Source organism: Phenylobacterium sp. (genome assembly GCF_036495085.1).
Lineage (GTDB): Bacteria > Pseudomonadota > Alphaproteobacteria > Caulobacterales > Caulobacteraceae > Phenylobacterium.
In genome coordinates this window covers 1-22,587 of sequence record NZ_DASXNL010000157.1, presented here as the reverse complement: position 1 = coordinate 22,587, position 22,587 = coordinate 1, and the positions used below count along the sequence as shown (strand labels likewise).

Here is a 22,587-nt window from a genome sequence, read left to right as displayed (position 1 = left end):
TCAAAGGATCTCCGCCGTCGGGCCGAAGGGCTCGGTCGCGGCGCCGGCTGGGGCCGAGACCGTCAGCCTGCCGGGCGCCACCCTGATCCCCGGCCTGATCGAGCTGCACTCGCACCTGCTGCTGCACGCCTACAACGAGGCCCTGTGGGACGATCAGGTGCTGAAGGAGGCGCCGACCTATCGGGTGCTTCGCGCCGGCCGCGACGCCACCCGCACCCTAATGAGCGGCTTCACCACCGAGCGCGACCTGGGCACCGAGGGTGCGGGCGACGCCGACGTCCAGCTCAAGCGCGCAATCGACGAAGGGATCGTCGCGGGCCCCCGCCTGTTCGTCGCCACCCGCGCGATCGTCGCCACCGGCAGCTATGGGCCGAAGAAGGGCTTCCGCGCCGACATCGACCTCCCGCAGGGCGCGCAGGAGGTGAGCGGCGAGGCCGAGATGACCGCGGCGGTACGCGAGCAGGCCGCAATGGGTGCGGACTGGATCAAGCTCTACGCCGACTACCGCACCGGCCCCGACGGCTCGACCCGCCCGACGCTCACCGAGCGGGAAATGGAGGCCGCTGTGCAGATCGCGCACGCCTCGGGCCGCCCGGTCGCGGTGCACGCCGCGAGCGACGAGGGCATTCGCAATGCAGTGGCCGCCGGCGTCGACACCATCGAGCACGGCTACGGCGCCTCGGAGGCGACCTTCCGGCTGATGAAGGCCAGGGGAACCGCCTACATCCCCACCCTGACGGCCCCGGAAGCGACCTCAATCTACTTCCAGCACTATGTCCCCGGAAGGACGCCGCCGACGCCGGCCATGCAGGCCGCCGAACGCGCCTTTCGGCTGGCGCTGAGCCTGGGCGTGACGATCGGCGCAGGCTCCGATGTGGGCGTCTTCCCGCACGGCGAAAGCTGGCGCGAGCTCGCCTGGATGGTGAAGGACGGCATGACGCCGACGCAGGCGCTGATGGCCGCCACGGCCACCAATGCGAAAATCCTCGGCCGCGGGACGAGCCTCGGCCAGGTGAAGCCGGGCTATCTCGCCGACCTCGTAGCTGTCGCCGGTGACCCGACCCAGGACATCACGGCGCTGAAGGATCCTCGCTTCGTGATGAAGGGCGGCGTCGTCTATCGGCGCCCGTGAACTCTCACCAGATCCGCACCCGCTCGGCCGGCGGCAGGTAGAGCTTCTGGCCCGGCTTGACGTCGAAGGCCTCGTACCAGGCGTCGATGTTGCGGACGTTGTAGGTCCGATACGGGTCGGGCGAGTGCTCGTTGGTGGCGACCAGCTGGCGCAGGAAGGCCTCGCGATAGGTCGACCTGTGGGCCTGGGCGTAGGCCAGGAAGAAGCGCTGGTCGCCGCTCAGCCCGTCGATCACTGGCGCGGGTTTGCCGCCGAGGCTCGCGTGGTAGGCCTCCAGCGCGGCGGCCAGGCCGCCCAGATCGCCGACGTTTTCGCCAAGCTGCAGGCGCCCTTTCAGGTGCACGCCGGGCAACGGCTCATAGGCATCGTACTGCGCCGCAAGCTTGCCCGTGGCGGCCTCGAAGGCTTTCACATCGGCAGGGGTCCACCAGTCGATCAGCCGCCCTTTCTCGTCGAGCTTTGCGCCCTGGTCATCGAAGCTGTGACTAATCTCGTGGCCGATCACCGTGCCGATAGCCCCGTAGTTGACCGCCGGGTCAGCGTCCGGATCGAAGGCCGGCGGCGCCAGGAAGCCGGCCGGAAAGGCGAGCTTGATCAGCGAGCCGGCATTGAAGGCGTTCACCGTCTGCGGGGTCAGGGTAAGCCACCATTGGGCTCGGTCGACGGGTCTGTTCAGGTTGGAGAGGTTACGGTCGTACTCGAAAGCCGCGGCGCGCTGTGCGTTGCCGAAGGCGTCGCCGCGCGTGATGGAAAGCGTCGAGTAGTCGTACCACTTGTCTGGCGTACCGACCTCGATCTTCAGGTTGGCGAGCTTGACCTTGGCTCGCGCCTTGGTCTGCGGCGCCATCCAGTCGAGACCGTCGATGCGCCGGGCCATCGCCGCTTTGATCTCCGCCACCATGGCCTCGATCTTGGCCTTGGCGGCCGGCGGAAAGTACTGGGCGGCGTAGACCTTGCCCACCGCATCGCCCATGCCCAGGTTGACCTGGCTGACCCCCCGCTTCCAGCGCACCGCCAGTTCCGGCGTGCCGGAGAGCGCCTTGCCGTGGAACTCGAAGTCGGCGTCGACGAAGGCCTGGGGCAGCACAGGGGCGGCGTTGGAGATCACGCGGGCCGTCAGGTAGTCCTTCCAGGTCTGCATCGGCGTCGCCTGAGCAAGCTTGGCGAAGCCGGCCATGGCCGAGGGCTGGTTGACGATCAGCACCGGCCGCGCGCCGAAGCCCGCCGCCTTCAGGTAGGTGGCCCAATCGAAGCCGGGCGAGGCCTCGGCGAGCTTCGAAGGGCTGGTGGGATTGTAGATCTTGTCCTGGTCACGGCTGTCGATGCGGCTCCAGTGTGTCTTGGCAAGCTCGGTCTCGAAGGCGATGACGCGATCGGCGCGGGCCTCGCCATCCGCAATCCCGGCGAGTTTGAAGAGCGTCACGAGATAGCTTCGGTATGCGCCGCGCGCCGCCACGAATTTTGGGTCGTCGACCAGGTAGTAATCGCGATCTGGCAGCCCGAGGCCGCCCTGGAGCAGCTCGGCGGAGGCCTTGGTGGGATCCCTCGCGTCGATCCCGACGCTCGGATAGACCGGGAAACTGGGCTGCGGACTGCCGTAGCCGAAGGGCGGTTGGCGACGCTCAAGCGAGGCCATGGCGCCGGCGAGATCGGACTTGGTCTTGATCGCCGCGATCCGCGCCAGGTCGGGTTTCAGCGGCGCTACGCCCTTCGCTTCTATGGTCTTCTCATCCATAAAACTCGCGTAGAGGTCGCCGAACTTCTTCTGGTCGGCGGACGCCGGCGCCTTGGCCGCGGCCTCTGCGATGGCGCGCACGCGCGCGGCGCTCTGTTCGCGAAGCCGCGCCACATCGCCCCAGGAGGAGCGGTCGGCGGGGATCTGGACGGTCTTCAACCAGCCGCCGTTCATATAGGCGTTGAAGTCGTCGCCCGGCGCGACTGACCTGTCCATCGATGGCAGGTCGAGGCCCGCGTCGCCGAATTCCGGCCCCGCGACGGCGGCTCCGCCCAAGAGCCCCACGACAGCGGCCGCGGCCGCAAACAGGATTGTCCTACGCATTGACGTCCCCAAATCCGAATGGGCGGACATTGCCGACCCAACGCACGCTTGTCCGCCGGAAAATTCGGGCGCGCGCCCCCTCGTTGACGCGCCTCACGGACAGCCCTAAGCCGATTCCGGCTTTACTGACCAAGATCGGGTATTCAGCGGATGACGACTGATCACGCACCAAATCCTAGGATCGAAGAACGAGCCAAGGCAGGTCCCCATCTAACAGCGCAGGAACATATCGGCCTCAATGGTCGGCTGGCCATTCTGATTACCAACACCGTCGGCACCATGTGGTGCGCCTATGTCTTCGCAATCCTGGCGCTGATCAGCTTGCCGGAAGCGATCAGGGCCGGCACGGGAGCGCTGGTCGCCTGGATCGCCCAGACGTTCCTGCAGCTGGTCCTGCTCTCGGTCATCATGGTCGGGCAAAAAGTCTCGGCCGCGGCCTCCGACAAGCAGGCGCTGCAGACCTACAAGGACGCCGAGGCGCTCCTCGAAATCCAGGACGACGTTCACCGGTTGATCAAGGTCAACAACGAGCTGACGGCCCAGATCCACGCCGTTACTTGCGCGGCGCCCGCAGAGAGCCCGTCAGCGGCGACGCGAACGCCGCGTAAGCGTTGAGGGGCTTCTCAAACTGGCGTGTCGCCGGCCACGGTCGTACGGTGCATCAGGCGCAGGTGTCCGTCGTAGCCGCCTTCCGCGAAATGCATGGTGCAGCGGTTGTCCCACATCAGCAGCATGCCGGCCCGCCATTTGTGCCGATAGATAAACTGGTCCTGGACCATGTGCTTGAATAGGAAGCCCAGGATCGCGTCGCTTTCCGCCCCGCTGAGGCCTTCCACGCCCACAGTGTAGACCGGGCTGATGAAGAGCGCCTTCCTGCCGGTGACGGGATGGGCTCGGACCAGCGGATGTGTGCGGGTCTTCTCGGCATCCGCCGAGGTGATGATCTGCAGGGTTCGCTTCTCGGTTTCCTTCGCAAAGACCCCTTGCGTCCCATAGGGCCGCGCCGCCGAGTGGATCGCCCGCAGCGGCGCCAACATCGACTGCATCTTCGGCGACAGCGCCTCGTAGGCCCGCGCGCAATCGCAGAAGAGCGTGTCGCCACCAACCGGCGGAACGACCTCAGAGCGCAGAATCGTCGCGGCCGGCGGCTTGTCCTGAAAACTCCAGTCGGAGTGCCAGCCAGCGCCGAAGTTGGTCGCCTTCTCGTCCGGCTCGCGGCGCAGCTCCAGCACGTTGGGACGGCCGGGCATCGGCTTGATGAAAGGGTCGTCGCCGAACGCGCCCATCTCCAGGGTGAAGGCTTCCAGGGCGTCGAGGCTGAGCGGTTGATCAGGAAAAGCCACGACGCCATGGCGCGCCCAGGCGGCCTTTACCTCGGCAAGGACCGGGGCCGGCAACGGTCGCGATAGATCCAATCCGGTGATCTCTGCGCCGAAGCCGGAAGGCTGCGGCGACACCTTGACCGTGCGACTGGCCGCCGTCGCTTCCGTGACCATCGCGTTGCCTCCTCCTGAAAGCGCCTCGGGTTCTGGCGCTCAGACCCCGAGCGCGGGGGCTGTAAGTCGCAAGATAGATGTCATTGCGCCCGACCTTGATCTTACCGCCTTCCAACTGAAAGACCGCACAGCAAGGCAGCCCGTGACCTCTCCGGCGTCGGGGCGAGACCACGCCGCGATGAACGCCCGCGCGGTCGCCTCGTTGTCGCTCATCGCTGCAATCCCTATCTCGACCTTTCGCCAGCGCCGCTGACGACGGCGCCCGCCGTTGGCTCAAGCTTCAAAACACCTGTTTGCTTCCGTCCCGGCAAGCCTGTAATCGATCCGCTCCATGACCGCCTTCGACACATCCGAGGACAAGCTCCTCACCCTGGTCCCCGACCACGAAGTCAACACTCGTGAGCTGTTCGGCGTGGATTTCGACGCCAAGGCGCCGGCTTTCACCACCCGCGACCCGCACGTCCCGGACCTCGACGAAGCCTACAAGTTCGATCCCGAGACAACGCGCGCGCTGGTCGCAGGCTTCGCGCACAACCGCCGGGTAATGATCCAGGGGTACCACGGCACGGGCAAGTCGACGCACATCGAGCAGGTGGCCGCCCGCCTTCACTGGCCGCTGATCCGCGTGAACCTCGACAGCCACGTGAGCCGCATCGACCTGGTCGGCAAGGACGCCATCGTCCTGAAGGACGGCAAGCAGGTCACTGAATTCCGCGAAGGCATGCTGCCCTGGGCGATCCAGCGGCCGATCGCGCTGGTGTTCGACGAGTACGACGCCGGCCGCCCGGACGTGATGTTCGTGATCCAGCGGGTGCTGGAGGCGCACGGCAAGCTGACGTTGCTCGACCAGAACCGGGTGATCCGACCCAACCCCTGGTTCCGCCTTTTCGCCACCACCAACACCATCGGGCTGGGCGACACGACCGGGCTCTATCATGGCACTCAGCAGATCAACCAAGGCCAGATGGACCGCTGGTCGATCGTCACGACGCTCAACTATCTCGCCCACGACGTGGAAGCCGAGATCGTCCTGGCCAAGGCGCCGACCTACAACACCGCCGACGGCAAGCGAACAATCAACGCCATGGTCCGGGTCGCCGACATGACCCGCAACGCCTTCATGAACGGCGACATTTCGACCGTCATGAGCCCCAGGACGGTCATCACCTGGGCCCAGAATGCCGACATCTTCGGCGGTGACATCGCCCTCGCATTCCGGATGACGTTCCTGAACAAGTGCGACGAACTGGAGCGCGGCACGGTCGCCGAGTTCTTCCAGCGCGCCTTCGGACAGGACCTGCCGGAGAGCACCGCACGGGTGCGGGTGGCTTAGGGCGTAATCCCGCATTTCGCGGGTGAAATGGCTGGACCGCCGCCTCCCCCGGCGCGATCCTGTAGTCACCACTGCCTAACGAAGCCAAGGGGGATTGATGTCGAGGAAGATGCTGGCCGCGCTCGGTATGAGCGCTTTTGCGATGGTGTGTTCGGGCGCGCACGCCCAGACCGCCTATCCAAAGAACGACTATTCGAAGCCCGAGGCTTGGCTCTGCCGCCCGGACAAGACGGCCGGCAACGCCTGCAACATCGACCTGACGACGACTGTAGTGAAGGCGGACGGTTCGGAGATCGTCGAGGCGTTCAAAGCCGATCCTAAGGCGCCGATCGACTGCTTCTACGTGTACCCGACTGTATCGAACGATCCGGGTGCGGTCTCCGACATGAACCCGGGGCCCGAGGAGCTGAACGTGGTCAAGGCGCAGCTCGCCCGGTTCGGGGCGAAGTGCAAGATTTACGCGCCGCTTTATCGTCAGTTCACCTTGACCGCTCTGCGCGCTGGGATCGCTGGCAAGCCGGTCCCGGGGTCGACTGACCCCGCGGTGCGGCAAGTCGGCTACAACGACGTGGTCGACGCCTGGAACTACTACCTGGCGCACGACAACAAGGGCCGTGGCGTGGTGCTGATCGGCCACTCCCAGGGCTCGGGCGTCCTCACCCGGGTGATCCAGCAGGAAATCGACGGCAAGCCGGCGCAGGCGAAGATTGTCTCGGCGATCCTAATGGGCACGCGCCTGCCGATCGACAAGGGGAAGGACACCGGCCTCTTCAAGAACATCCCGCTCTGCAAGAGCCCCAGCCAGACAGGCTGCGTCATTGCTTACGCGAGCTTCCGCGACACCATCCCCCCGCCGGCCAACAGCCGCTTCGGCAAGGCGCCGAGCGAGACCCAGGTGGCGGCCTGCGCCAACCCCGCGAACCTGGCCGGCGGGCGGGGCGAGTTGCACGCCTACCTCTCGAACAGTGCGCCGATCTCAGGGGCTTCTGCGCCGAAGACCGTCTGGGCGAAGGGCAAGCCTAATCCGACCACGCCCTTCATCTCGGTCCCCGGCCTGCTAAGCGCTCAATGCGTCGAAAAGAACGGCTTTTCCTACCTCGAGGTGCACGTAAACGCTGTGCCCTCCGACCCGCGCACCGACACCATCGAGGGCGACGTGGTCGGGCCCGACGGCAAGATCAGCGAGGACTGGGGCCTGCACCTGATCGACGCCAATCTTGCCATGGGCAACCTGGTGGACATCGTGGGCGCCGAATCCAAGGCCTGGCTCGCCAATAAGTAGCAAGACGATTGAGGGCCGGGATCGCTCCCGGCCCTCGTTCCCGTCGCGACCGGACAGCCCCCTGGCGGCGCATCTGCGCGCCTCCCCCCCTGTCAGGCCGCGACCAGTTCACGGAGCCTAGCAGTGGTAGGGATCAACGCAAGAGAGAGCGGATATCCTTCGCCGGGGCTCAATTTCCCCTGAGCCTGCGTCCAGCCATCAGCCCCAGGACGAGGAAAACCACGAAACCGACGACGAACAGGAAGAACAGAATCTTGGCGACACCGGCTGCCGCACCCGCCACCCCGCCAAACCCAAGACCGCCAGCGACCAGGGCCACCAGCGCGAAGATCAAAGCCCACCTGAGCATGTTGCGTGCCTCCAAATGCCCGCCGCGCGGCGCGCGGCCCGGGAAAGCAACGCCGGCTTGGCCGTAGCGTTCCTGGGATGGCGGTTTCGTGAAGGCCGCTGCGTTCCGCCGCTGAAGGGGCGAAAATCAATTCCTTGTTTCGCACCTTCCCTCCCCTGATCTAAGACGAACCGATGGCCAAGAACCCGGAAAGTCCGTTGGAGCCCTTCAAGCGCGCGCTCGTCAATGCGACGCGCTCGCTGGCTGAGTCGCCGGACCTGGAGATCGTCTATTCCGGCGAGGGGCCGCAGCTCTCCGGAAACCGTGCGGTGCTGCCCCATCCTCCCCGCGACCTGACATCCGTGGACGCTGCGCGGATTCGCGGCTTCGCCGACCAGATGGCGCTGCGCATCGCTCACCATGACGCGGTCGCCCATGCAAAGGCTCGGCCGGCCACCGTGCAGGGCCAACCGATCTACGACGGCATCGAGCAAGCCAGGCTCGAGGCGATCGGCGCCAATGCGCTGGGCGGCGTGCGCGAGAACCTGCGTGCAGTGCACGAGCAGGCCTGGGCCAAGCGATCGTTCAACCAGATCGAAGCGCTGGCAAACCCGCCGCTGGCCGATGTGGTCTCGCTTATGGTTCGCGAGCGCCTGACCGGCGAGCCGCCGCCGGCGATGGCCCAGCCGCTGGTGAACTTGTTCCGGGACGAGGTGGAGGCAAAGGCAGGACCTGACCTCGACCGGCTTTCCGAGGCCGTCCAGGACCAAAAGGCTTTCGCCCGTATCGCTCGCGCCATCATCCGCGACCTGAAAATGGGCGACGATCTTTCAGACGCGCCCGACCAGCCGGACCAGGACGAGGATTCCGGCGAGGAAGGCGAGCCCGAGGCCAGCGACGAAAACGACGAAGGTGACGGAGAGGGCAAGTCTCCGCAGCAGGCCGCGATGGACGAGAACGAGGCGACCCATCGGGAGAGCGAGGACGCCGACAGCCAGATGATGCAGGCGGAGGATGACCCCGACGCCGAGGACTCCGACGAGCCCCCCGATATGGGCGAAGGCGAGCAGCCCGCCCGCCCGGACCTGAAGGGCGAGGGCAAGGTCGTCACCTACAAGGTCTTCACGACCGCCCACGACGAAGTCGTAGCGGCTGAGGAGCTGTGCGACGCCGAAGAGTTGACGCGACTGCGAGCCTATCTCGACCAGCAGCTTGCGAGCCTTTCGAACGTGGTAAGCAGGCTTGCCAATCGGCTGCAACGCAAGTTGCTCGCGCAGCAGAACCGTTCGTGGAGCTTCGACCTCGAGGAAGGCATCCTCGACGTTGCGCGCCTGACCCGTGTGATCGTCGATCCCACCGCCCCGCTCTCCTTCAAGGAAGAGCAGGACACCGAGTTCCGCGACACCGTGGTCTCGATCCTGATCGACAACTCAGGCTCAATGCGCGGCCGGCCGATCATGGTGGCCGCGGTCTGCGCTGACATCCTGGCGCGCACGCTTGAGCGCTGCGGGGTGAAAACCGAGATCCTCGGTTTCACCACCAGGGCGTGGAAGGGTGGCTCGTCGCGGGAAGATTGGCTGAAGGCCGGCAAGCCGCCTCAGCCCGGCCGACTCAACGATCTGCGCCACATCATCTATAAGGCCGCTGACGCCCCTTGGCGGCGGGCGCGGCGCAACCTCGGCTTGATGATGCGTGAGGGGTTGCTCAAGGAAAACATCGACGGCGAGGCGCTGATGTGGGCGCACCAACGGCTGATCGGCCGCCAGGAAGCCCGCCGCATCCTGATGGTGATCTCCGATGGCGCCCCTGTGGACGACTCGACCCTCTCGGTAAATTCCGGCCACTATCTCGAGCGCCATCTGCGCGAGGTGATCGCCGAGATCGAGGGCAAGAGCCCTGTGCAGCTGATCGCCATCGGCATCGGTCACGATGTCACCCGCTACTACCGGCGCGCCGTCACGATCGTGGACGTGGAGCAACTGGCCGGGGCCATAACCGATCAGCTGGCTGAACTTTTCGAGGAGGAGCCGCGACGGATGACCCGCCGCAACGCCGGGCTCCTGCAGCCGCCCCCAAACACCCAGGGCCCCTCAGGGCCTGCCCGCCGCTCGACATTCAAGGAAGTGCGGAGGGCGGTGGCTTGAGGCCGCTCGTTGCAGGACCCTGGGGCCCCTTGGCAGCCATCGTCCCGACCAGCGATCCAGCCGCAGCCATCCGGGAGGTGATTTCATGAAGACCGACGTTTCCATCCCCATGCCTGAGGGCAATGCCCGCGCCTTCGTCTTCACCCCAGACCGGGGCGATGGGCCCTGGCCCGCAGCGATCCTTTACATGGACGCCCCCGCCATCCGACCGGCAATGTTCGAGATGGGGGAGAGGCTGGCTCAGGCCGGCTACTACGTCCTGCTGCCTGACGTCTTCTGGCGGGCCGGGCCCTACCCGCCTCTCGACATCGTCAAGGCCCGCGCAGGCGACCCCGAGATGGGCGCGCTCTTCGCCAAGCTCCGCGCTTCGACGGACCCCGCTAAGCAAATGCAGGACACTGGCGTCTGGCTCGACTGGCTCGCCAAGCAACCCAAAGCCAAGGCCGACAAGATCGGCGTCACCGGATACTGCATGGGCGGCGGCATAGCGCTAAGGGCTGCCGGCACCTTCCCTAACCGCATCGCTGCGGCGGCAAGTTTCCACGGTGGCAACATGGCGACTGACGCCGCAGACAGCCCGCATCTGCTGGCGACCAAGATGACCGCCAAGATCCTGATCGCCGGAGCCGATGAAGACGGAAGCTTCGATGAGGCGCAGTGCGAACGCCTGGACGCGGCCCTGAAGTCGGCCGGGCTCGACGCAGAGGTATCGATCTGGAAAGGCGCCCGGCACGGCTGGGTGCCTACCGACATGCCGGTCTACAACAAGGATGCCGCAGAGCGACATTGGCAGGAGCTCGTGGCGCTGTTTGATGGGGTGCTCAAGTAGGAGCCGCCCCGCACCCGTCCCGACGTGGATTGGGCTGGTGGTCGGCTGGGAACGCCCGCGAGGCGGGAGGGCGCGGCCTCATCTTCGGATCGGGGCACCCCTCCTCCGATTTTGAGGGCCCCCTACCCCCGACGGGCTCTCGCAGCGAACATAAAGAAAAGGCCGCTGTTTCCAGCGGCCCCTTCCGGAACGACACTCTTTAAGCCACTAGGCTGCGGGCTGCTCGGCGAGCTTGGCCTTCACCTGGCGCTTGATCTTCAGGGCTTTGGGCGACAGCTCATCATCGCCCGCCTTCAGAAGGAAGGCGTCAAGGCCGCCGCGGAAATCCAGCGTGCGCAGCGCAGCGTTGGTGATCCGCAGGCGATAGGACTGGCCGAGCGCGTCGGATTGCAGCGTGGCTGGGGACAGCGCAGGCAGGAAGCGGCGCTTGGTCTTGATGTTCGAGTGGCTCACATTGTGGCCGACCATCGGGCCGACACCGGTGAGTTCGCAACGACGCGACATGGGATCAGAAACCTTCGCGAGAACGGGACGCGGCGGGCCGGGGCCCGCGCGAGAGCGGGCGATATAGAGGAAGGCTTGCGCCCGCGTCAAGGCAAGGCCGCCGATTGAAGGGCCGTGCGGCGAAGTTCCACTATAACAGCGAAGCTTGGGCCTTGTGGGTGAGGCCCGGTGATATACAATATGTTGCGGTGAACAAACACCGAATCGAGCGGGGTCGCTGATTCGGTCCTGATTCGTTTCGCCCGTGTTCCTGCCTCGGAGCTCTGCCGTTAATCCCGGCCAGGAGCGCGCCACCGGCAGCCGACTTCACAAAAGCCCATCAGGATTCGCCCGGTCCAGGTCGATGAACCCAACGCTTGCAGATTGTCCTGGGCACAACTACTAACTTTCCGGTCAGTTATTTCCGAGGCTGCGATGCTGGAGCCTGGTGAACCGAAGTTCCGTCGCCGCAAAGCCGCCAGGCCCGGCGAGATCGTTGAAGCCGCGATGGCGGTCTTCGCGGAACGGGGATACGCGGCGGCGGGGCTCGAGGAGATCGCCCGGCGCGCCGGGATCTCGAAGGGTTCGCTCTACCTCTATTTCGAGACCAAGGAAGAGATCTTCCACGCTGTGGTCGCCCAGGCGATCGGACCCAACATCCAGGCGATCCGCGCAATGATCGCCGCCCATCCGGGCCCCCTGGAAGAGCTGCTGCGGCTTGTGGCCGAGCGCGTGGGCAAACTGATCGAAACCCTGCCCGTCGGCGGGGTCCTGAAGATGGTGATCGGCGAAGCGGGGAACTTTCCGCAACTCGCCCGTGTCTGGCATGACGATCTGGTGGCGCACGCTCTGGGCGCCCTGACCGACGCCATTCGCGCCGCCCAGCAGCGCGGCGAGGTCAGGTCCGGCGACCCTCGGGCCTATGCGCTGGAAGTCATCGCCCCGATGCTGTTGGGCGTAATCTGGCGCGAGACCTTCGTGCCGGTGGGCGCGGAGCCTTTCGACCTGCCCGCGCTCGCGCACCAGCATATCGAGACCATGATCGACGGCCTGGTGGCCGGGCGCCCGAAGAATAGGGAGGCCGCCACGTGACCCGTCAAAGGTTGCTGGTCGTTGTTCTGCTTCTCGTGGCCGCCGGGCTGGTCGCAGGCTTGCTGGTGATCCCCAGACTTGGACGCCACCCGATCCTCTCCGGCTACATCGAGGGCGAACCGCTCTATCTGGCGGCCCCGATCGCAGGGACCGTGAAAGCCATGTACGTGGTCCGCGGCCAGGATGTCGCGGCGGGCGCGAAGTTGTTCGTGGTCGATCCGCAGCAGCCCCAGGCGCAGCGCGACCAAGCCGCCGCCGAGCTCGCCGCCGCCAGGGCCCAGGCCGTGGACGTCCGCAAGGGCCAACGCCCCGAGGAACTGGCGGTGCTCGTCGCCAACACCGCCGCCGCAGACGCGCGCGCGCGGCAAGCGAGGATCACCTATCAGCGGATGACCTCGCTCTTCACCACGGGCGTGCAGTCGCAGCAGGCTCTTGACGACGCTCGAGGCGCCTCAGAGGCGGCCGACGCCGAGCTGCGGGCCGCCCGCAAGCAGCAGGCCGCCGCGCGGCTGGGCGCCCGCGCCGACCAGATCCAGGCCGCCGATGCCCGTGTCCAACAGGCTCAGGCTAGTCTCGCCGGCGCCGCCGCCCGCCTCGCGGACAACGCCCCTGTCGCCAAAGCCGCCGCGCGCGTCGAGGATGTCTTTTTCCAGCAAGGAGAGTGGGCGCCGGCCAACCAGCCGATCCTCTCCCTGCTGCCGAACGAGCGCATCAAGGTCAGGTTCTTCGTGCCGCAGGCCGCGCTCAGCGCCTATCACATCGGGGGGATCGTGCGCTTCGGCTGCGACGGTTGCGCCAAGGGTATGACGGCGAAGATCATATTCATCTCGCCCCGCCCGGAATTCACCCCGCCGGTGATCTACAGCCGCGAGGCGCGGGACCGATTGGTCTTCCTCGTCGAAGCGCTGCCGACGGTTCGGCTCAACCCCGGCCAGCCGGTTGACGTGGAGCCGCTTGGGTGACCCTCGCCATCGACGTGAAGGGCCTCAACAAAAGCTTCGGCGCCAAGCACGTCGTGCAGGACTTCTCGATCGAGGTGGATGAGCGCCGGATATGTGGCTTCCTGGGCCCCAACGGCTCTGGAAAGACCACGACGCTTCGCCTGCTCTGCGGTCTCCTGACCCCGGACTCAGGCTCGGGAACCTGCCTCGGCTTCGACATCATCAGCCAGTCTGACCGGATCAAGCGGCAGACCGGCTACATGACTCAGCGGTTTTCGCTCTATGAAGACCTTACCATCGCCGAAAACCTGGAGTTCACAGCCCGCATCTATGGACTGGACCATCCCGGCGAGCGCGTGGACCAGGCGCTGCGGCGGCTCGGCCTGGCGAACCGCCGCGCCCAGCTCGCGGGCGAGCTCTCGGGCGGCTGGAAGCAGCGGCTGGCGCTCGCCTCGGCCACCCTTCATGAGCCGAAACTGCTCCTGCTCGACGAGCCCACCGCGGGCGTGGATCCCAAGGCGCGCCGGGACTTCTGGGACGAAATCCACGAGCTGGCCGGCCAGGGCCTGACAGTCCTGGTTTCCACCCACTACATGGATGAGGCGGAGCGCTGCCATGAGATCGCCTACATCAGCTACGGCCGGCTGATCGCGCGCGGCACGGCCGAGGAGGTGGTCAAGGGCTCCCACCTGATCACGTTCCATGGGGAAGGACCCGACATCGCTCAGCTGGCGCACCACCTCGAGGGCAAGCCAGGCGTAGAAACCGCCGCCGCGTTTGGCGCGGCGGTGCACATCAGCGGGACCGACCGGCGCGCCTTGGAGGCGGCCATCAACCCCTGGCGCAAGGCCCCTTATCGCTGGACTGAGGTTGAGCCGACACTGGAGGACGTGTTCATCAAGCTGATGGGCCAAGCGGAGGATAACTTCGCATGACGGGCTTCTCCGCCGGCCGCGTCGCCGCGGTGATGATCAAGGAATTCAAACAGCTCACCCGAGATCGGCTGACCTACGCGATGATGCTGGGCCTGCCGGTGATCCAGCTCCTGCTGTTCGGCTATGCGATCAACACCGAGCCCCGCCATCTGCCCACGGCAGTCCTGGTGCAGGAAAACAGTGTCTTCGCCCGCTCCATTGTCGGCGCGCTCAAGACCAGCGCCTATTTCGACCTGATCGCCCAGGCCCGCTCCCCCGGCGAGCTCGACGAGATGATCCGGCAAGGTCGCGTTCAGTTCGCCGTGACGGTACCGGGCGACTTCACGCGCCGCGTGGCGCGCGCCGATCAGGCCCAGGTGCTGGTGGAGGCCGATGCGACCGACCCTTCGGCGACCGGCGGAGCGGTCGCGGCGCTGGCGGCCCTGCCGCAGCAGGCGCTTAGCCACGACCTCAAGGGTGGACTTAGCGCCCGTGGCCAGGGCGTCGCGCCCTTCGAGGTCGTCGTCCACGCCCGCTACAATCCTGAGGCGATCACCGCCTACAACATCGTCCCCGGCTTGCTGGGGGTGATCCTTTCGATGACGCTTGTGATGATGACAGCGCTCAGCGTCACGCGCGAAACCGAGCGCGGGACCATGGAGTCCCTGCTGGCCACGCCGGTCGAACCGCTGGAGGTTATGGCCGGCAAGCTGGCGCCTTACGTGGTGATCGGCCTGGTGCAGACGGTGATCATTCTGGTCCTGGCCCGGTTGCTCTTCGGGGTGCCCATGGCCGGGGGCTGGATCGGCCTTTCCACAGGCGTCGGACTCTTCATCGTGGGCTCACTGGCCTTGGGCTTTCTGATCTCGACCGTTGCGCGCTCCCAACTGCAGGCCATGCAGATGAGCGTCTTCTACATATTCCCCTCGATCCTGCTTTCCGGGTTCATGTTCCCCTTCCGCGGCATGCCCGGCTGGGCGCAGGTGCTGGGCGAGGCGATCCCCGTGACCCATTTTCTGCGGGTCGTGCGCGGCGCTCTGCTCAAGGGGCAAGGCCTGGACGACACCTGGCGCGAGTTGCTGGCTCTTCTGGCGTTTGTCTGCATCGTGACGGCGCTGGCGATGGCGCGGTATCGCCGCACGCTCGACTGACCTAAATCGTGTCCGATGTTTGCGATCCTGTGCGCCACGGTCGAAGAAATCACCGCCCTGCGAGGCCGCCTGGATGTCGATCCTGAGCCGGAGCGTCATGGCCCGACCAGGGTCTGGAGGGGCCGGCATGACGGCGAGCCGCTGGTGCTGGCGCAGGCGGGGATCGGCAAGGTCAACGCCGCTGCGGCCGCCACTTTGTTGCTCAGCCTGTTTGACGCGAGGGCCCTGATCTTCTGTGGCGTGGCGGGCGGCCTTGATCCGGGGTTGCCCGTGGGCTCGGTGCTGTTGGCCGAGAGGCTCGCGATCCACGACTATGGCGTTATGACCGGCGGGCGGCTCACGGCCACGGCCTCTGGCCTGGTCCCGCTGGGGGCCCCGGAGTTGGACGCGCTATCGCCAGTTCCGAAAGGCGTGGCGGTGACGCTGGCGCGGCTGGCAGACACTCTGCGGGCCAAGCTGGAGACGCCGGTGCGGCTGGGCGGAATCCTGACCGCCGACTATTTCCTGAACTGCACGGAGACTCGCGACCAGCTCCACACCCGCTTCGCCGCCGAAGGTATCGACATGGAGTCCGGCGCGGTGAACCAGGTCGCCGAGGCGTGGGGCGTCCCTCTCTACGTGATCCGCACCCTCTCGGACCTGGCCGGCTCGGAGAGCCACCTCACCTATCCTCAGACGGCGCAAATGGCAGCGCACAACTCTGCACTGTGCGTCCTGGAGTTGCTTGGGATTCTGCGTACGCGCGAAGACATTTCCCTTTGACCGGGAACTAGCTAGACTTTTCCGTCCCTTGGCTTTGCTTTCGGACGTCCCTCTTGATGACCGACACCCTAGCGATCGCCGCGGAGCTTCGTCGGCTCTTGCCGCACGCCCACGCGCCTTACTCAGGGGTGCAGGTGGCCGCGGCGGTGGAAGCCGAAGACGGAGGCTTGCGCTTCGGCGTCAATGTCGAAAACGCCGCCTATCCGCAGGGACTTTGCGCCGAAGCCAGCGCCATAGCCGCTGCGATCACGCAAGGCGCCAAGCAGATCCGCTGCGTCTACATAGCCTCCTCCCTTCCGGGGCTGGTCTGGCCATGCGGGGGTTGCCGACAGAAGATCTTCGAGTTCGCTAGTGAGGGCTGCGAGGTGGTCACTATCTCGCCTGCGGGCCAAATCGGGCGCCAATCGATCGACCAACTGTTGCCGTTCGGCTTCCGTCTCGACGCTGCGCAGGTTCGTCGCGGTTAGCGAAGCTTGCCCGACTCTTTTCGGGACCCCAAATTCAGCACCATGAGCGACCGCCCCTCGGGCGCGGCTCCGCCGAGACTGGTGGCGGTGCTGGGTCCCACCAACACCGGAAAGACGCATCTGGCGGTAGAGCGGATGCTGGGCCACGCCTCGGGCATGATTGGCCTGCCGCTGCGGCTCCTGGCGCGCGAGATTTATGACCGGATCGTCAAGCTTCGCGGCGCCCGCGCGGTCGCCCTGATCACCGGCGAGGAGAAGATCGTCCCGCCGCGGCCGCACTATTATGTCTGCACCGTCGAGGCGATGCCGCTGTCGCGCGAAGTCGAGTTCCTGGCGGTGGATGAAATCCAGCTCTGCGCCGACCCTGAGCGCGGACATGTGTTCACCCATCGCCTGCTGCACGCGCGAGGAACCGCCGAGACCATGCTGCTCGGCGCCGGGACAATGGCGCCTCTGGTCCGCCGGCTCCTGCCCCATGCCGAGATCGTAACCCGCGAGCGGTTCTCAGCGCTGACCTACGCAGGCCCGAAGAAGCTGACGCGGCTGCCGCGTCGCTCCGCCGTCGTGGCGTTCTCAGCCGACCAGGTCTACGCCATCGCCGAACTGATCCGCCGCCAACGTGGCGGAGCAGCCGTCGTTATGGGCTCGCTTTCGCCGCGCACCCGCAATGCCCAGGTGGCCCTGTATCAGTCTGGTGAAGTGGACTTTCTGGTGGCCACCGACGCCATCGGCATGGGGCTGAACATGGACGTCGACCATGTCGCCTTCGCCGGGCTGCGCAAGTTCGACGGCAAGCGCACGCGCTTCCTTTATCCGCAAGAAGTCGGTCAGATCGCCGGTCGCGCCGGGCGCCACCTACGCGACGGAACCTTTGGCGTGACCGGCGAGGCCGAGGATATGGACGAGGACCTCGTTCGCGCGGTCGAGGAGCATCGTTTCGAGCCGGTTACTGGAGCGGAGTGGCGCAACTCGAAACTGGACTTTGGTTCGCTGCCGAACCTGCTGCGATCGCTCGCCGAAACGCCCGCCAGCGAGGGCTTGAAGTTATCCGCCGAAGCGCTCGATGAGACGACCCTGCGCCAGTTGGCCCAGGACCCGCAGATCGCCGGGCGCGCTCGTGGCCGCGCGGCCATCGAACGCTTATGGGACGTCTGCCAGACGCCGGACTTCCGCAAGCTCGCGCTGGAGGAGCACACAAGCCTGGCCAAGGAGTTCTTCCTGCACCTGACGACCGGGAGCCAGCGCATTCCCGAGGACTGGATCGCTCGCCAATACGGACAACTCGACCGCGCCGACGGGGAGATCGACACGCTTGCGGCGCGGCTCTCCAGCGTCCGCACGCTCGCCTACGTCGCCAACCGCCCCGGCTGGCTCGCCGACCCGACGGGCTGGCAGGGCAGGATGCGAAACCTCGAGGACCGGCTCTCAGACACCCTGCACGAAAAGCTGATGGCCCGCTTCGTCGATCGGCGGACCAGCGCCCTGATGCGGGGCTTGAGGGTCCGCGACGACATGCTGGCCGGCGTCGCCGCAGACGGCGCCGTGACGGTCGAGGGTCATTTCGTCGGCCGGCTCACGGGCGTGCGGTTCGAGCCGGCGCAGGGATCTTCGGTGCTGGAAGAAAAGGCGCTGCGTGCGGCAGCCACCCACGCCGTGGGTCCCGAAATCGCTCGGAGATTGGGCAAGCTGGCCGCCGAGTCGGACGACGCCTTCTCGCTCGCGCCCGACGGGGCGATCCTATGGCGTGGCGAGGTAGCAGGCGTGCTGGCCGGCGGCGAGCCCTTCAAGCCCCGCGTGCGGTTGCTGGGGGAACTCGGCCACGATGCGGCGCGCCAGCGGGCGACGCAGCGACTGGAGGCCTTTGTGGCCGGCGAAGCGGGACGCAGGCTAGGCGCCTTGCGCAAGCTGGAGGCCGCCGTGGCTGAGGGCCGGATCAAGGGCCTGGCGCGCGGCCTGGCTTTCCGTCTGCTCGAGGCCGGCGGGGTGCTGGACCGAAACCAGGTCAGGGCGGAGACCCGCGCGCTCAGTCAGGTGGAGCGCCGCGCCCTGAGGGGGCTAGGCGTGCGACTGGGAGCCTTTTCCGTCTACCTCCCGGGCCTCTTGAATGCGCAGGCGCGTGCGCTCACCCAGGCGCTGGCCCCGCGCGATGTTCCCGGCTGGCGGCCCGCGCCCGACCAGGTCAGCCGCCTGCCCGACCCCGCGCCCTCGCCCCGGACGCTCGCAGCGTTCGGACTTAGGGCCGTGGGGCGCCTGGCCGCGCCCGTGGAAGACCTTGAGCGGCTCGACGAACTGCTGCGCGCCGGCGTCAAGCAGGGCGGCGGCGTCGTACTCTCGGACCAGGCGCGCGACGAGTTGGGCTGGAGCTCCGAAGAGGCGCAGGAGATCCTGAAAAGCCTGGGCTTTGCGGCCATTAGGCGGCGCGGCGAAGCCACGGCCTGGCGGCGCCGTTTCGAGCGCGACTTTGCTGTTGAGCACAAGCCCCTCGTCGCGCCTCATTCGCCCTTTGCGGCGCTCGCCGCGCTGAAGGACGAACCCGCGCCCGCACGCCGGCCGCGTCGCCGGCGCAGGTCCAGGGCATCGCGTGCATGAGCGACGAAACCACCAGGGACGCCGCCAGGGCTGACGTCTGGCTATGGCGCGCCCGCTTCTTCAAGACACGTTCACTGGCCGCCAAATTCGTCGACGAAGGGCGCGTACGGCTGACACGCGCCGGCCACGAAAGCCGCTTGGACAAGTGCGCCCGCCCTGTGAAGGTCGGCGACAGCCTGGTGTTCGCGTTGGGCGGACGGCTGATCGCCATAACGGTCGCCGGGCTTGGCGAACGCCGCGGCCCGCCGGCCGAAGCACGCGCGCTATATTCCACGCTGGAGGCGCCTTGAGGTGACGATCAGACGCCGCCTCATTGCACGCTGACACGCCCGCCTATCCCACAATCCAGATTTCCTCGTAGAAACTCGCGGGCCGCGCCATTGACAAGCCAGCCCCGGACCGTGAAAAACCCGCGCCCCGCACCTGGTTGCGCACGGAGTCCGAAGCGCCCGCCATGACCTACATCGTGATGGATCCCTGCATCAAATGTAAGTTCATGGATTGCGTGGAGGTGTGCCCCGTGGACTGCTTCTACGAGGGCGAGAACTTCCTGGCCATCAATCCAGACGAATGCATCGACTGCGGCGTTTGCGAGCCGGAGTGTCCGGTGGATGCGATCAAGCCTGACACCGAGGACGACGCCGACGGTAAATGGCTGCGGGTCAACTCTGAATATTCGAAGATCTGGCCCAACATTACAGTGAAGGGCGAGCCGCCCGCCGATGCGGAAGCTTTTGAGCGCGAGACCGGCAAGCTTGAGAAATACTTCTCCGAAAAACCCGGCCGCGGTTCCTGAGCCGTAACCGCCCGGCATTTGTCGGGCGCGGGCCTGCCAGGGCAAGCCTTTCATTCCGCTTAATTTTGTGTTACGGTATTACACGATGTGGCGCTCCGGCATTCGCCCGGCCCATCGTGTTCCAAGAGTGCCGTTGCGGCGCAGTCCATGAGGGATAGCTCCGGCGACCGGCGAAGGGTGTCTAAGAGGTCTACTTCCGCACCAACGACGATGCCGCCGCGGTTCCTTCGCGGAGAGCGTGGCCTTGTCGCTTGGCGTAAACGCGTCAGAGGTCCGAACACAGTCCGGACCTGGTCTTTTGAGAGGGTGTCTCGATGAGCAAGAACGGTCACGATTTCTCGGTTGGCGACCACGTCGTCTACCCAGCCCATGGCGTCGGTCAGGTGCAGGGGATCGAAACCCAGGAAGTCGCCGGTCTGAAGCTCGAAGTCTATGTGATCACCTTCGACCACGAAAAGATGACGCTGCGAGTTCCGACCGCCAAGGCGCGCACGGCAGGCCTGCGGGCGCTGGCCGAAACCAACGTCGTGACCCAGGCGCTCACCACGCTGAAGGGCCGCGCGCGTGTGAAGCGCACCATGTGGTCGCGCCGTGCGCAGGAATATGAGGCCAAGATCAACTCCGGCGACCTGATCTCCATCGCCGAGGTCGTGCGAGATCTGCATCGCGCCGAGAACCAGCCGGAACAGTCCTATTCCGAGCGCCAGCTTTATGAATCGGCGCTGGACCGCATGGCCCGCGAAGTCGCCGCTATTGAGCGTATCGACCGTGACGCGGCCATCGGCATCCTCAACAAGTCGCTCGTGAAGGCGGTCGCCGCTTAGGATCGCCCCGACAATCGGATTTTGCGAGACGCCCGGCATCCGCCGGGCGTTTTCGTATAGCGACAACAACGGCCGCAATGTGCTTCCAGAGCTCTAGTCGACCTGAGTTGCGGCCACCAGCGCAGCGGGTTCGGGGCTCGGCCCACGATCGAGTTCGCGCGACAGTTGCTGGCGGTCAAGGTCGCCTTCCCAGCGAGCGATCACCAGGGTTCCCACGCCGTTGCCCACCAGGTTGGTGAGCGCGCGGCACTCGCTCATGAAGCGGTCGACGCCGACCAGCAGGGCAAGCGCTGCGATGGGCAGGTCAGGGATCACGGCAAGCGTGGCCGCAAGCGTGATGAAGCCTGCGCCCGTGACGCCGCTCGCGCCCTTGGAGGTGAGCATCGCCACACCAAGGAGGCTGAGCTCCTGCATGAGCGTCAGATGGATGTTGGTCGCCTGGGCCAGAAACAGCGTGGCAAGCGTCATGTAGATGTTGGTGCCGTCGAGATTGAAGCTGTAGCCCGTCGGAATGACCAGGCCGACGGTGCCCTTACCGGCGCCCAGCCGCTGCAACTTGGCCATGATGAGGGGAAGCACCGATTCCGAGGAGGAGGTGCCGAGCACGATCAGCAACTCTTCGCGGATGTAGAGCAGGAACTTCAAGATCGAAAAGCCGCCGAAGTACCTGGCGATGGCGCCCAGCACGATCAGCACGAAGAGGATGCTGGTCAGGTAGAAGGTCGCTATCAGGGCGCCGAGATTGACCAGGGCGCCGAGCCCGTACCTGCCGACGGTGAAGGCCATGGCTCCGAAGGCGCCGATCGGCGCCAATCGCACGATCACCCCGATGATGCCGAAAACCAGCTTGGCGATGTCGTCCAGTACGCCAGCAGCTCGCTCCCCGAATTCCCCCAGCTTCGTGCAGGCAAACCCGGTCAGGACCGCGATCACCAGCACCTGCAGCAGTTGGCCTTGCGCGAAAGCTCCGACGAAGGTGTCGGGGATCAGGTTGAGGAGGTAGTCGACCAGACTTTGGCCGTGCTGGGCTTTCGCCAGGTATTCGGCTCCGATCTTGGGATCGAGGGCCACGGGGTCGACGTTGAAGCCGCGCCCCGGCTGCACCAGTCTGCCCACCGCGAGGCCGATCACGAGCGCAAAGGTCGAGACGACCTCGAAATAGATCAAGGTGCGCGCGCCCAGCCGACCGAAGGCCTTCACGTCGCCCATGCGAGCGATGCCGCCGGCCACTGTGCAGAAGATCACCGGCGCTACGGCCATCTTGATCAGCTTGACGAAGGCATCGCCCAGAGGTTTCAGAGACGCCCCGAACTGCGGCCAGAGCACTCCGACCAGGACGCCGAGGAGCACGCCGAGGAGGACCTGCACGTAGAGGACGCGAAAGTGTCTCACAAAACCCATGTGTCGCCCCGCCCGCTGACTCGGGCCGGAGGCTATGGCCGATACCCCGGCCCCGCAATCGTTCCGCTGGCAAGGCTTGGCGCCCGGCGCTGAGCGTGGCATCGGTCGCGCCAAGTGGCCCGGTAGCTCAGCCGGATAGAGCAGAGCTTTCCTAAAGCTAAGGTCGGGGGTTCGAGTCCCTCCCGGGCCGCCACTTCCTCAGGTGTCCAGTCCGGACACATGGGTGACAGATCGTACCGAAGACATAGGTGACAACCGCACTAAGGAACGACCGAAAGTGGGCGCGCATCTTCATTTGACATGTGATCCGCATGTGCGCATGTTCACTGCATGTCCACAATGATCCAAATTCGCAACGTGCCGGACCCGCTGCATCGGCAGCTTAAGTCGCGGGCGGCTTTGGCGGGCATGTCGCTGTCCGAATACCTCCTCAGTGAGATTCGCCAAGTGGCAGAACGACCGACGCTTGATGAGTTGCGAGCTCGATTGGCGCGACGCTCGGAAACAGCGCCTTCCATGTCACCGGCCCAGGCCATCCGTGCTGAGCGCGACGTTAGATGATCG

General features: G+C 66.1%; 22 protein-coding genes and 1 tRNA gene. 18 read left to right on the top strand and 5 right to left on the bottom strand.

Going from position 1 to position 22,587, the window contains the following annotated elements:
• On the top strand, positions 1-1,132 hold a 1,132-nt coding region (locus VGI62_RS17750; protein WP_331505873.1), incomplete at its 5' end, for an amidohydrolase family protein.
• Positions 1,133-1,136: 4 nt separating this feature from the next.
• Here VGI62_RS17750 and VGI62_RS17745 read toward each other — a convergent pair.
• A complete protein-coding gene (locus tag VGI62_RS17745) occupies positions 1,137-3,191 on the bottom strand; it encodes a M13 family metallopeptidase (protein ID WP_331505872.1) in 2,055 nt (684 codons plus the stop codon).
• Between the two features lie 150 nt (positions 3,192-3,341).
• Here VGI62_RS17745 and VGI62_RS17740 point away from each other — a divergent pair, with 150 nt between their 5' ends.
• Positions 3,342-3,806 (top strand): hypothetical protein, encoded by a 465-nt coding sequence (locus tag VGI62_RS17740; protein ID WP_331505871.1) that lies wholly within the window; start codon positions 3,342-3,344, stop codon positions 3,804-3,806.
• An 8-nt stretch (positions 3,807-3,814) separates the two neighbouring features.
• On the opposite strand, the gene VGI62_RS17735 is transcribed toward VGI62_RS17740, so the two are convergent.
• Positions 3,815-4,687, bottom strand: coding sequence for a TauD/TfdA family dioxygenase (locus tag VGI62_RS17735; RefSeq protein ID WP_331505870.1), 873 nt, complete (start codon positions 4,685-4,687; stop codon positions 3,815-3,817).
• A 331-nt stretch (positions 4,688-5,018) separates the two neighbouring features.
• Between VGI62_RS17735 and cobS the strand changes: the two genes are divergently transcribed.
• Both cobS and VGI62_RS17725 read left to right on the top strand, forming a co-directional pair.
• Complete coding sequence (cobS, locus tag VGI62_RS17730; protein ID WP_331505869.1) at positions 5,019-6,020, top strand: cobaltochelatase subunit CobS; 1,002 nt, start codon at positions 5,019-5,021, stop codon at positions 6,018-6,020.
• Positions 6,021-6,117: 97 nt separating this feature from the next.
• Entirely contained in the window at positions 6,118-7,302 is a 1,185-nt protein-coding gene (locus VGI62_RS17725; RefSeq protein ID WP_331505868.1) for a DUF3089 domain-containing protein, read from the top strand.
• 169 nt (positions 7,303-7,471) lie between these two features.
• On the opposite strand, the gene VGI62_RS17720 is transcribed toward VGI62_RS17725, so the two are convergent.
• Complete coding sequence (locus tag VGI62_RS17720) at positions 7,472-7,651, bottom strand: DUF1328 family protein (RefSeq protein WP_331505867.1); 180 nt, start codon at positions 7,649-7,651, stop codon at positions 7,472-7,474.
• Positions 7,652-7,824: 173 nt separating this feature from the next.
• On the opposite strand from VGI62_RS17720, the gene cobT reads away from it, so the two are divergent.
• Together cobT and VGI62_RS17710 are read left to right on the top strand one after the other, a co-directional pair.
• Positions 7,825-9,774 carry a cobaltochelatase subunit CobT gene (gene cobT, locus VGI62_RS17715; protein WP_331505866.1) on the top strand — a complete coding sequence of 650 codons (1,950 nt, stop codon included), beginning with the start codon at positions 7,825-7,827 and terminating at the stop codon, positions 9,772-9,774.
• Positions 9,775-9,859: 85 nt separating this feature from the next.
• A complete protein-coding gene (locus VGI62_RS17710) occupies positions 9,860-10,603 on the top strand; it encodes a dienelactone hydrolase family protein (RefSeq protein ID WP_331505865.1) in 744 nt (247 codons plus the stop codon).
• Positions 10,604-10,810: 207 nt separating this feature from the next.
• Here VGI62_RS17710 and rpmB read toward each other — a convergent pair whose 3' ends face one another.
• Entirely contained in the window at positions 10,811-11,107 is a 297-nt protein-coding gene (gene rpmB / locus VGI62_RS17705) for a 50S ribosomal protein L28 (protein WP_331505864.1), read from the bottom strand.
• A 414-nt stretch (positions 11,108-11,521) separates the two neighbouring features.
• Here rpmB and VGI62_RS17700 point away from each other — a divergent pair, with 414 nt between their 5' ends.
• The 10 genes from VGI62_RS17700 (at position 11,522) to VGI62_RS17655 (ending at position 20,622) form a co-directional block, all read left to right on the top strand.
• Complete coding sequence (locus VGI62_RS17700) at positions 11,522-12,178, top strand: TetR/AcrR family transcriptional regulator (protein WP_331505863.1); 657 nt, start codon at positions 11,522-11,524, stop codon at positions 12,176-12,178.
• On the top strand, positions 12,175-13,140 hold the full coding sequence (locus VGI62_RS17695) for an HlyD family secretion protein (RefSeq protein ID WP_331505862.1): 966 nt from the start codon (positions 12,175-12,177) through the stop codon (positions 13,138-13,140). Before VGI62_RS17700 ends, VGI62_RS17695 begins: the two co-directional genes overlap by 4 nt.
• A complete protein-coding gene (locus VGI62_RS17690; protein WP_331505861.1) occupies positions 13,137-14,054 on the top strand; it encodes an ABC transporter ATP-binding protein in 918 nt (305 codons plus the stop codon). Before VGI62_RS17695 ends, VGI62_RS17690 begins: the two co-directional genes overlap by 4 nt.
• Entirely contained in the window at positions 14,051-15,184 is a 1,134-nt protein-coding gene (locus VGI62_RS17685) for an ABC transporter permease (RefSeq protein ID WP_331505860.1), read from the top strand. The genes VGI62_RS17690 and VGI62_RS17685 overlap by 4 nt, the downstream gene beginning before the upstream one ends.
• A gap of 15 nt (positions 15,185-15,199) precedes the next feature.
• Positions 15,200-15,946, top strand: a complete 747-nt coding sequence (gene mtnN / locus VGI62_RS17680) for a 5'-methylthioadenosine/S-adenosylhomocysteine nucleosidase (RefSeq protein ID WP_331505859.1) — start codon at positions 15,200-15,202, stop codon at positions 15,944-15,946.
• Positions 15,947-16,002: 56 nt separating this feature from the next.
• On the top strand, positions 16,003-16,413 hold the full coding sequence (cdd, locus tag VGI62_RS17675) for a cytidine deaminase (protein WP_331505858.1): 411 nt from the start codon (positions 16,003-16,005) through the stop codon (positions 16,411-16,413).
• Positions 16,414-16,455: 42 nt separating this feature from the next.
• Positions 16,456-19,002 (top strand): helicase-related protein, encoded by a 2,547-nt coding sequence (locus tag VGI62_RS17670; protein WP_331505857.1) that lies wholly within the window; start codon positions 16,456-16,458, stop codon positions 19,000-19,002.
• Positions 18,999-19,292: an RNA-binding S4 domain-containing protein gene (locus VGI62_RS17665; RefSeq protein ID WP_331505856.1), complete on the top strand. Its 294-nt coding sequence runs from the start codon at positions 18,999-19,001 to the stop codon at positions 19,290-19,292. Before VGI62_RS17670 ends, VGI62_RS17665 begins: the two co-directional genes overlap by 4 nt.
• Before the next feature lie 164 nt (positions 19,293-19,456).
• Entirely contained in the window at positions 19,457-19,798 is a 342-nt protein-coding gene (fdxA, locus tag VGI62_RS17660) for a ferredoxin FdxA (RefSeq protein WP_331505855.1), read from the top strand.
• Between the two features lie 314 nt (positions 19,799-20,112).
• The gene (locus tag VGI62_RS17655; protein WP_331505854.1) at positions 20,113-20,622 is read left to right on the top strand and encodes a CarD family transcriptional regulator; all 510 of its coding nucleotides are present in this window, start codon (positions 20,113-20,115) and stop codon (positions 20,620-20,622) included.
• Between the two features lie 93 nt (positions 20,623-20,715).
• Here the strand turns inward: VGI62_RS17655 and dctA are convergent, their stop codons facing one another.
• On the bottom strand, positions 20,716-22,023 hold the full coding sequence (gene dctA / locus VGI62_RS17650) for a C4-dicarboxylate transporter DctA (RefSeq protein WP_331505853.1): 1,308 nt from the start codon (positions 22,021-22,023) through the stop codon (positions 20,716-20,718).
• Between the two features lie 116 nt (positions 22,024-22,139).
• Between dctA and VGI62_RS17645 the strand changes: the two genes are divergently transcribed.
• Both VGI62_RS17645 and VGI62_RS22490 read left to right on the top strand, forming a co-directional pair.
• Positions 22,140-22,216, top strand: a tRNA-Arg gene (locus VGI62_RS17645).
• Between the two features lie 137 nt (positions 22,217-22,353).
• Complete coding sequence (locus VGI62_RS22490) at positions 22,354-22,584, top strand: FitA-like ribbon-helix-helix domain-containing protein (protein WP_414695702.1); 231 nt, start codon at positions 22,354-22,356, stop codon at positions 22,582-22,584.
• Positions 22,585-22,587 lie beyond the last annotated feature (3 nt).

Bases quoted from the DNA above. Each gene is read 5' to 3' on its own strand.
- cobS (WP_331505869.1), top strand. From the start codon at position 5,019: ATGACCGCCTTCGACACATCCGAGGACAAGCTCCTCACCCTGGTCCCC.
- VGI62_RS17665 (WP_331505856.1), top strand. From the start codon at position 18,999: ATGAGCGACGAAACCACCAGGGACGCCGCCAGGGCTGACGTCTGGCTA.
- rpmB (WP_331505864.1), bottom strand. From the start codon at position 11,107: ATGTCGCGTCGTTGCGAACTCACCGGTGTCGGCCCGATGGTCGGCCAC.
- fdxA (WP_331505855.1), top strand. From the start codon at position 19,457: ATGACCTACATCGTGATGGATCCCTGCATCAAATGTAAGTTCATGGAT.
- VGI62_RS17700 (WP_331505863.1), top strand. From the start codon at position 11,522: ATGCTGGAGCCTGGTGAACCGAAGTTCCGTCGCCGCAAAGCCGCCAGG.
- VGI62_RS17735 (WP_331505870.1), bottom strand. From the start codon at position 4,687: ATGGTCACGGAAGCGACGGCGGCCAGTCGCACGGTCAAGGTGTCGCCG.
- cobT (WP_331505866.1), top strand. From the start codon at position 7,825: ATGGCCAAGAACCCGGAAAGTCCGTTGGAGCCCTTCAAGCGCGCGCTC.
- VGI62_RS17725 (WP_331505868.1), top strand. From the start codon at position 6,118: ATGTCGAGGAAGATGCTGGCCGCGCTCGGTATGAGCGCTTTTGCGATG.
- cdd (WP_331505858.1), top strand. From the start codon at position 16,003: ATGACCGACACCCTAGCGATCGCCGCGGAGCTTCGTCGGCTCTTGCCG.
- VGI62_RS17740 (WP_331505871.1), top strand. From the start codon at position 3,342: ATGACGACTGATCACGCACCAAATCCTAGGATCGAAGAACGAGCCAAG.
- VGI62_RS17685 (WP_331505860.1), top strand. From the start codon at position 14,051: ATGACGGGCTTCTCCGCCGGCCGCGTCGCCGCGGTGATGATCAAGGAA.
- VGI62_RS17655 (WP_331505854.1), top strand. From the start codon at position 20,113: ATGAGCAAGAACGGTCACGATTTCTCGGTTGGCGACCACGTCGTCTAC.
- dctA (WP_331505853.1), bottom strand. From the start codon at position 22,023: ATGGGTTTTGTGAGACACTTTCGCGTCCTCTACGTGCAGGTCCTCCTC.
- VGI62_RS17720 (WP_331505867.1), bottom strand. From the start codon at position 7,651: ATGCTCAGGTGGGCTTTGATCTTCGCGCTGGTGGCCCTGGTCGCTGGC.
- VGI62_RS17745 (WP_331505872.1), bottom strand. From the start codon at position 3,191: ATGCGTAGGACAATCCTGTTTGCGGCCGCGGCCGCTGTCGTGGGGCTC.
- VGI62_RS17710 (WP_331505865.1), top strand. From the start codon at position 9,860: ATGAAGACCGACGTTTCCATCCCCATGCCTGAGGGCAATGCCCGCGCC.
- VGI62_RS17670 (WP_331505857.1), top strand. From the start codon at position 16,456: ATGAGCGACCGCCCCTCGGGCGCGGCTCCGCCGAGACTGGTGGCGGTG.
- mtnN (WP_331505859.1), top strand. From the start codon at position 15,200: ATGTTTGCGATCCTGTGCGCCACGGTCGAAGAAATCACCGCCCTGCGA.
- VGI62_RS22490 (WP_414695702.1), top strand. From the start codon at position 22,354: ATGTCCACAATGATCCAAATTCGCAACGTGCCGGACCCGCTGCATCGG.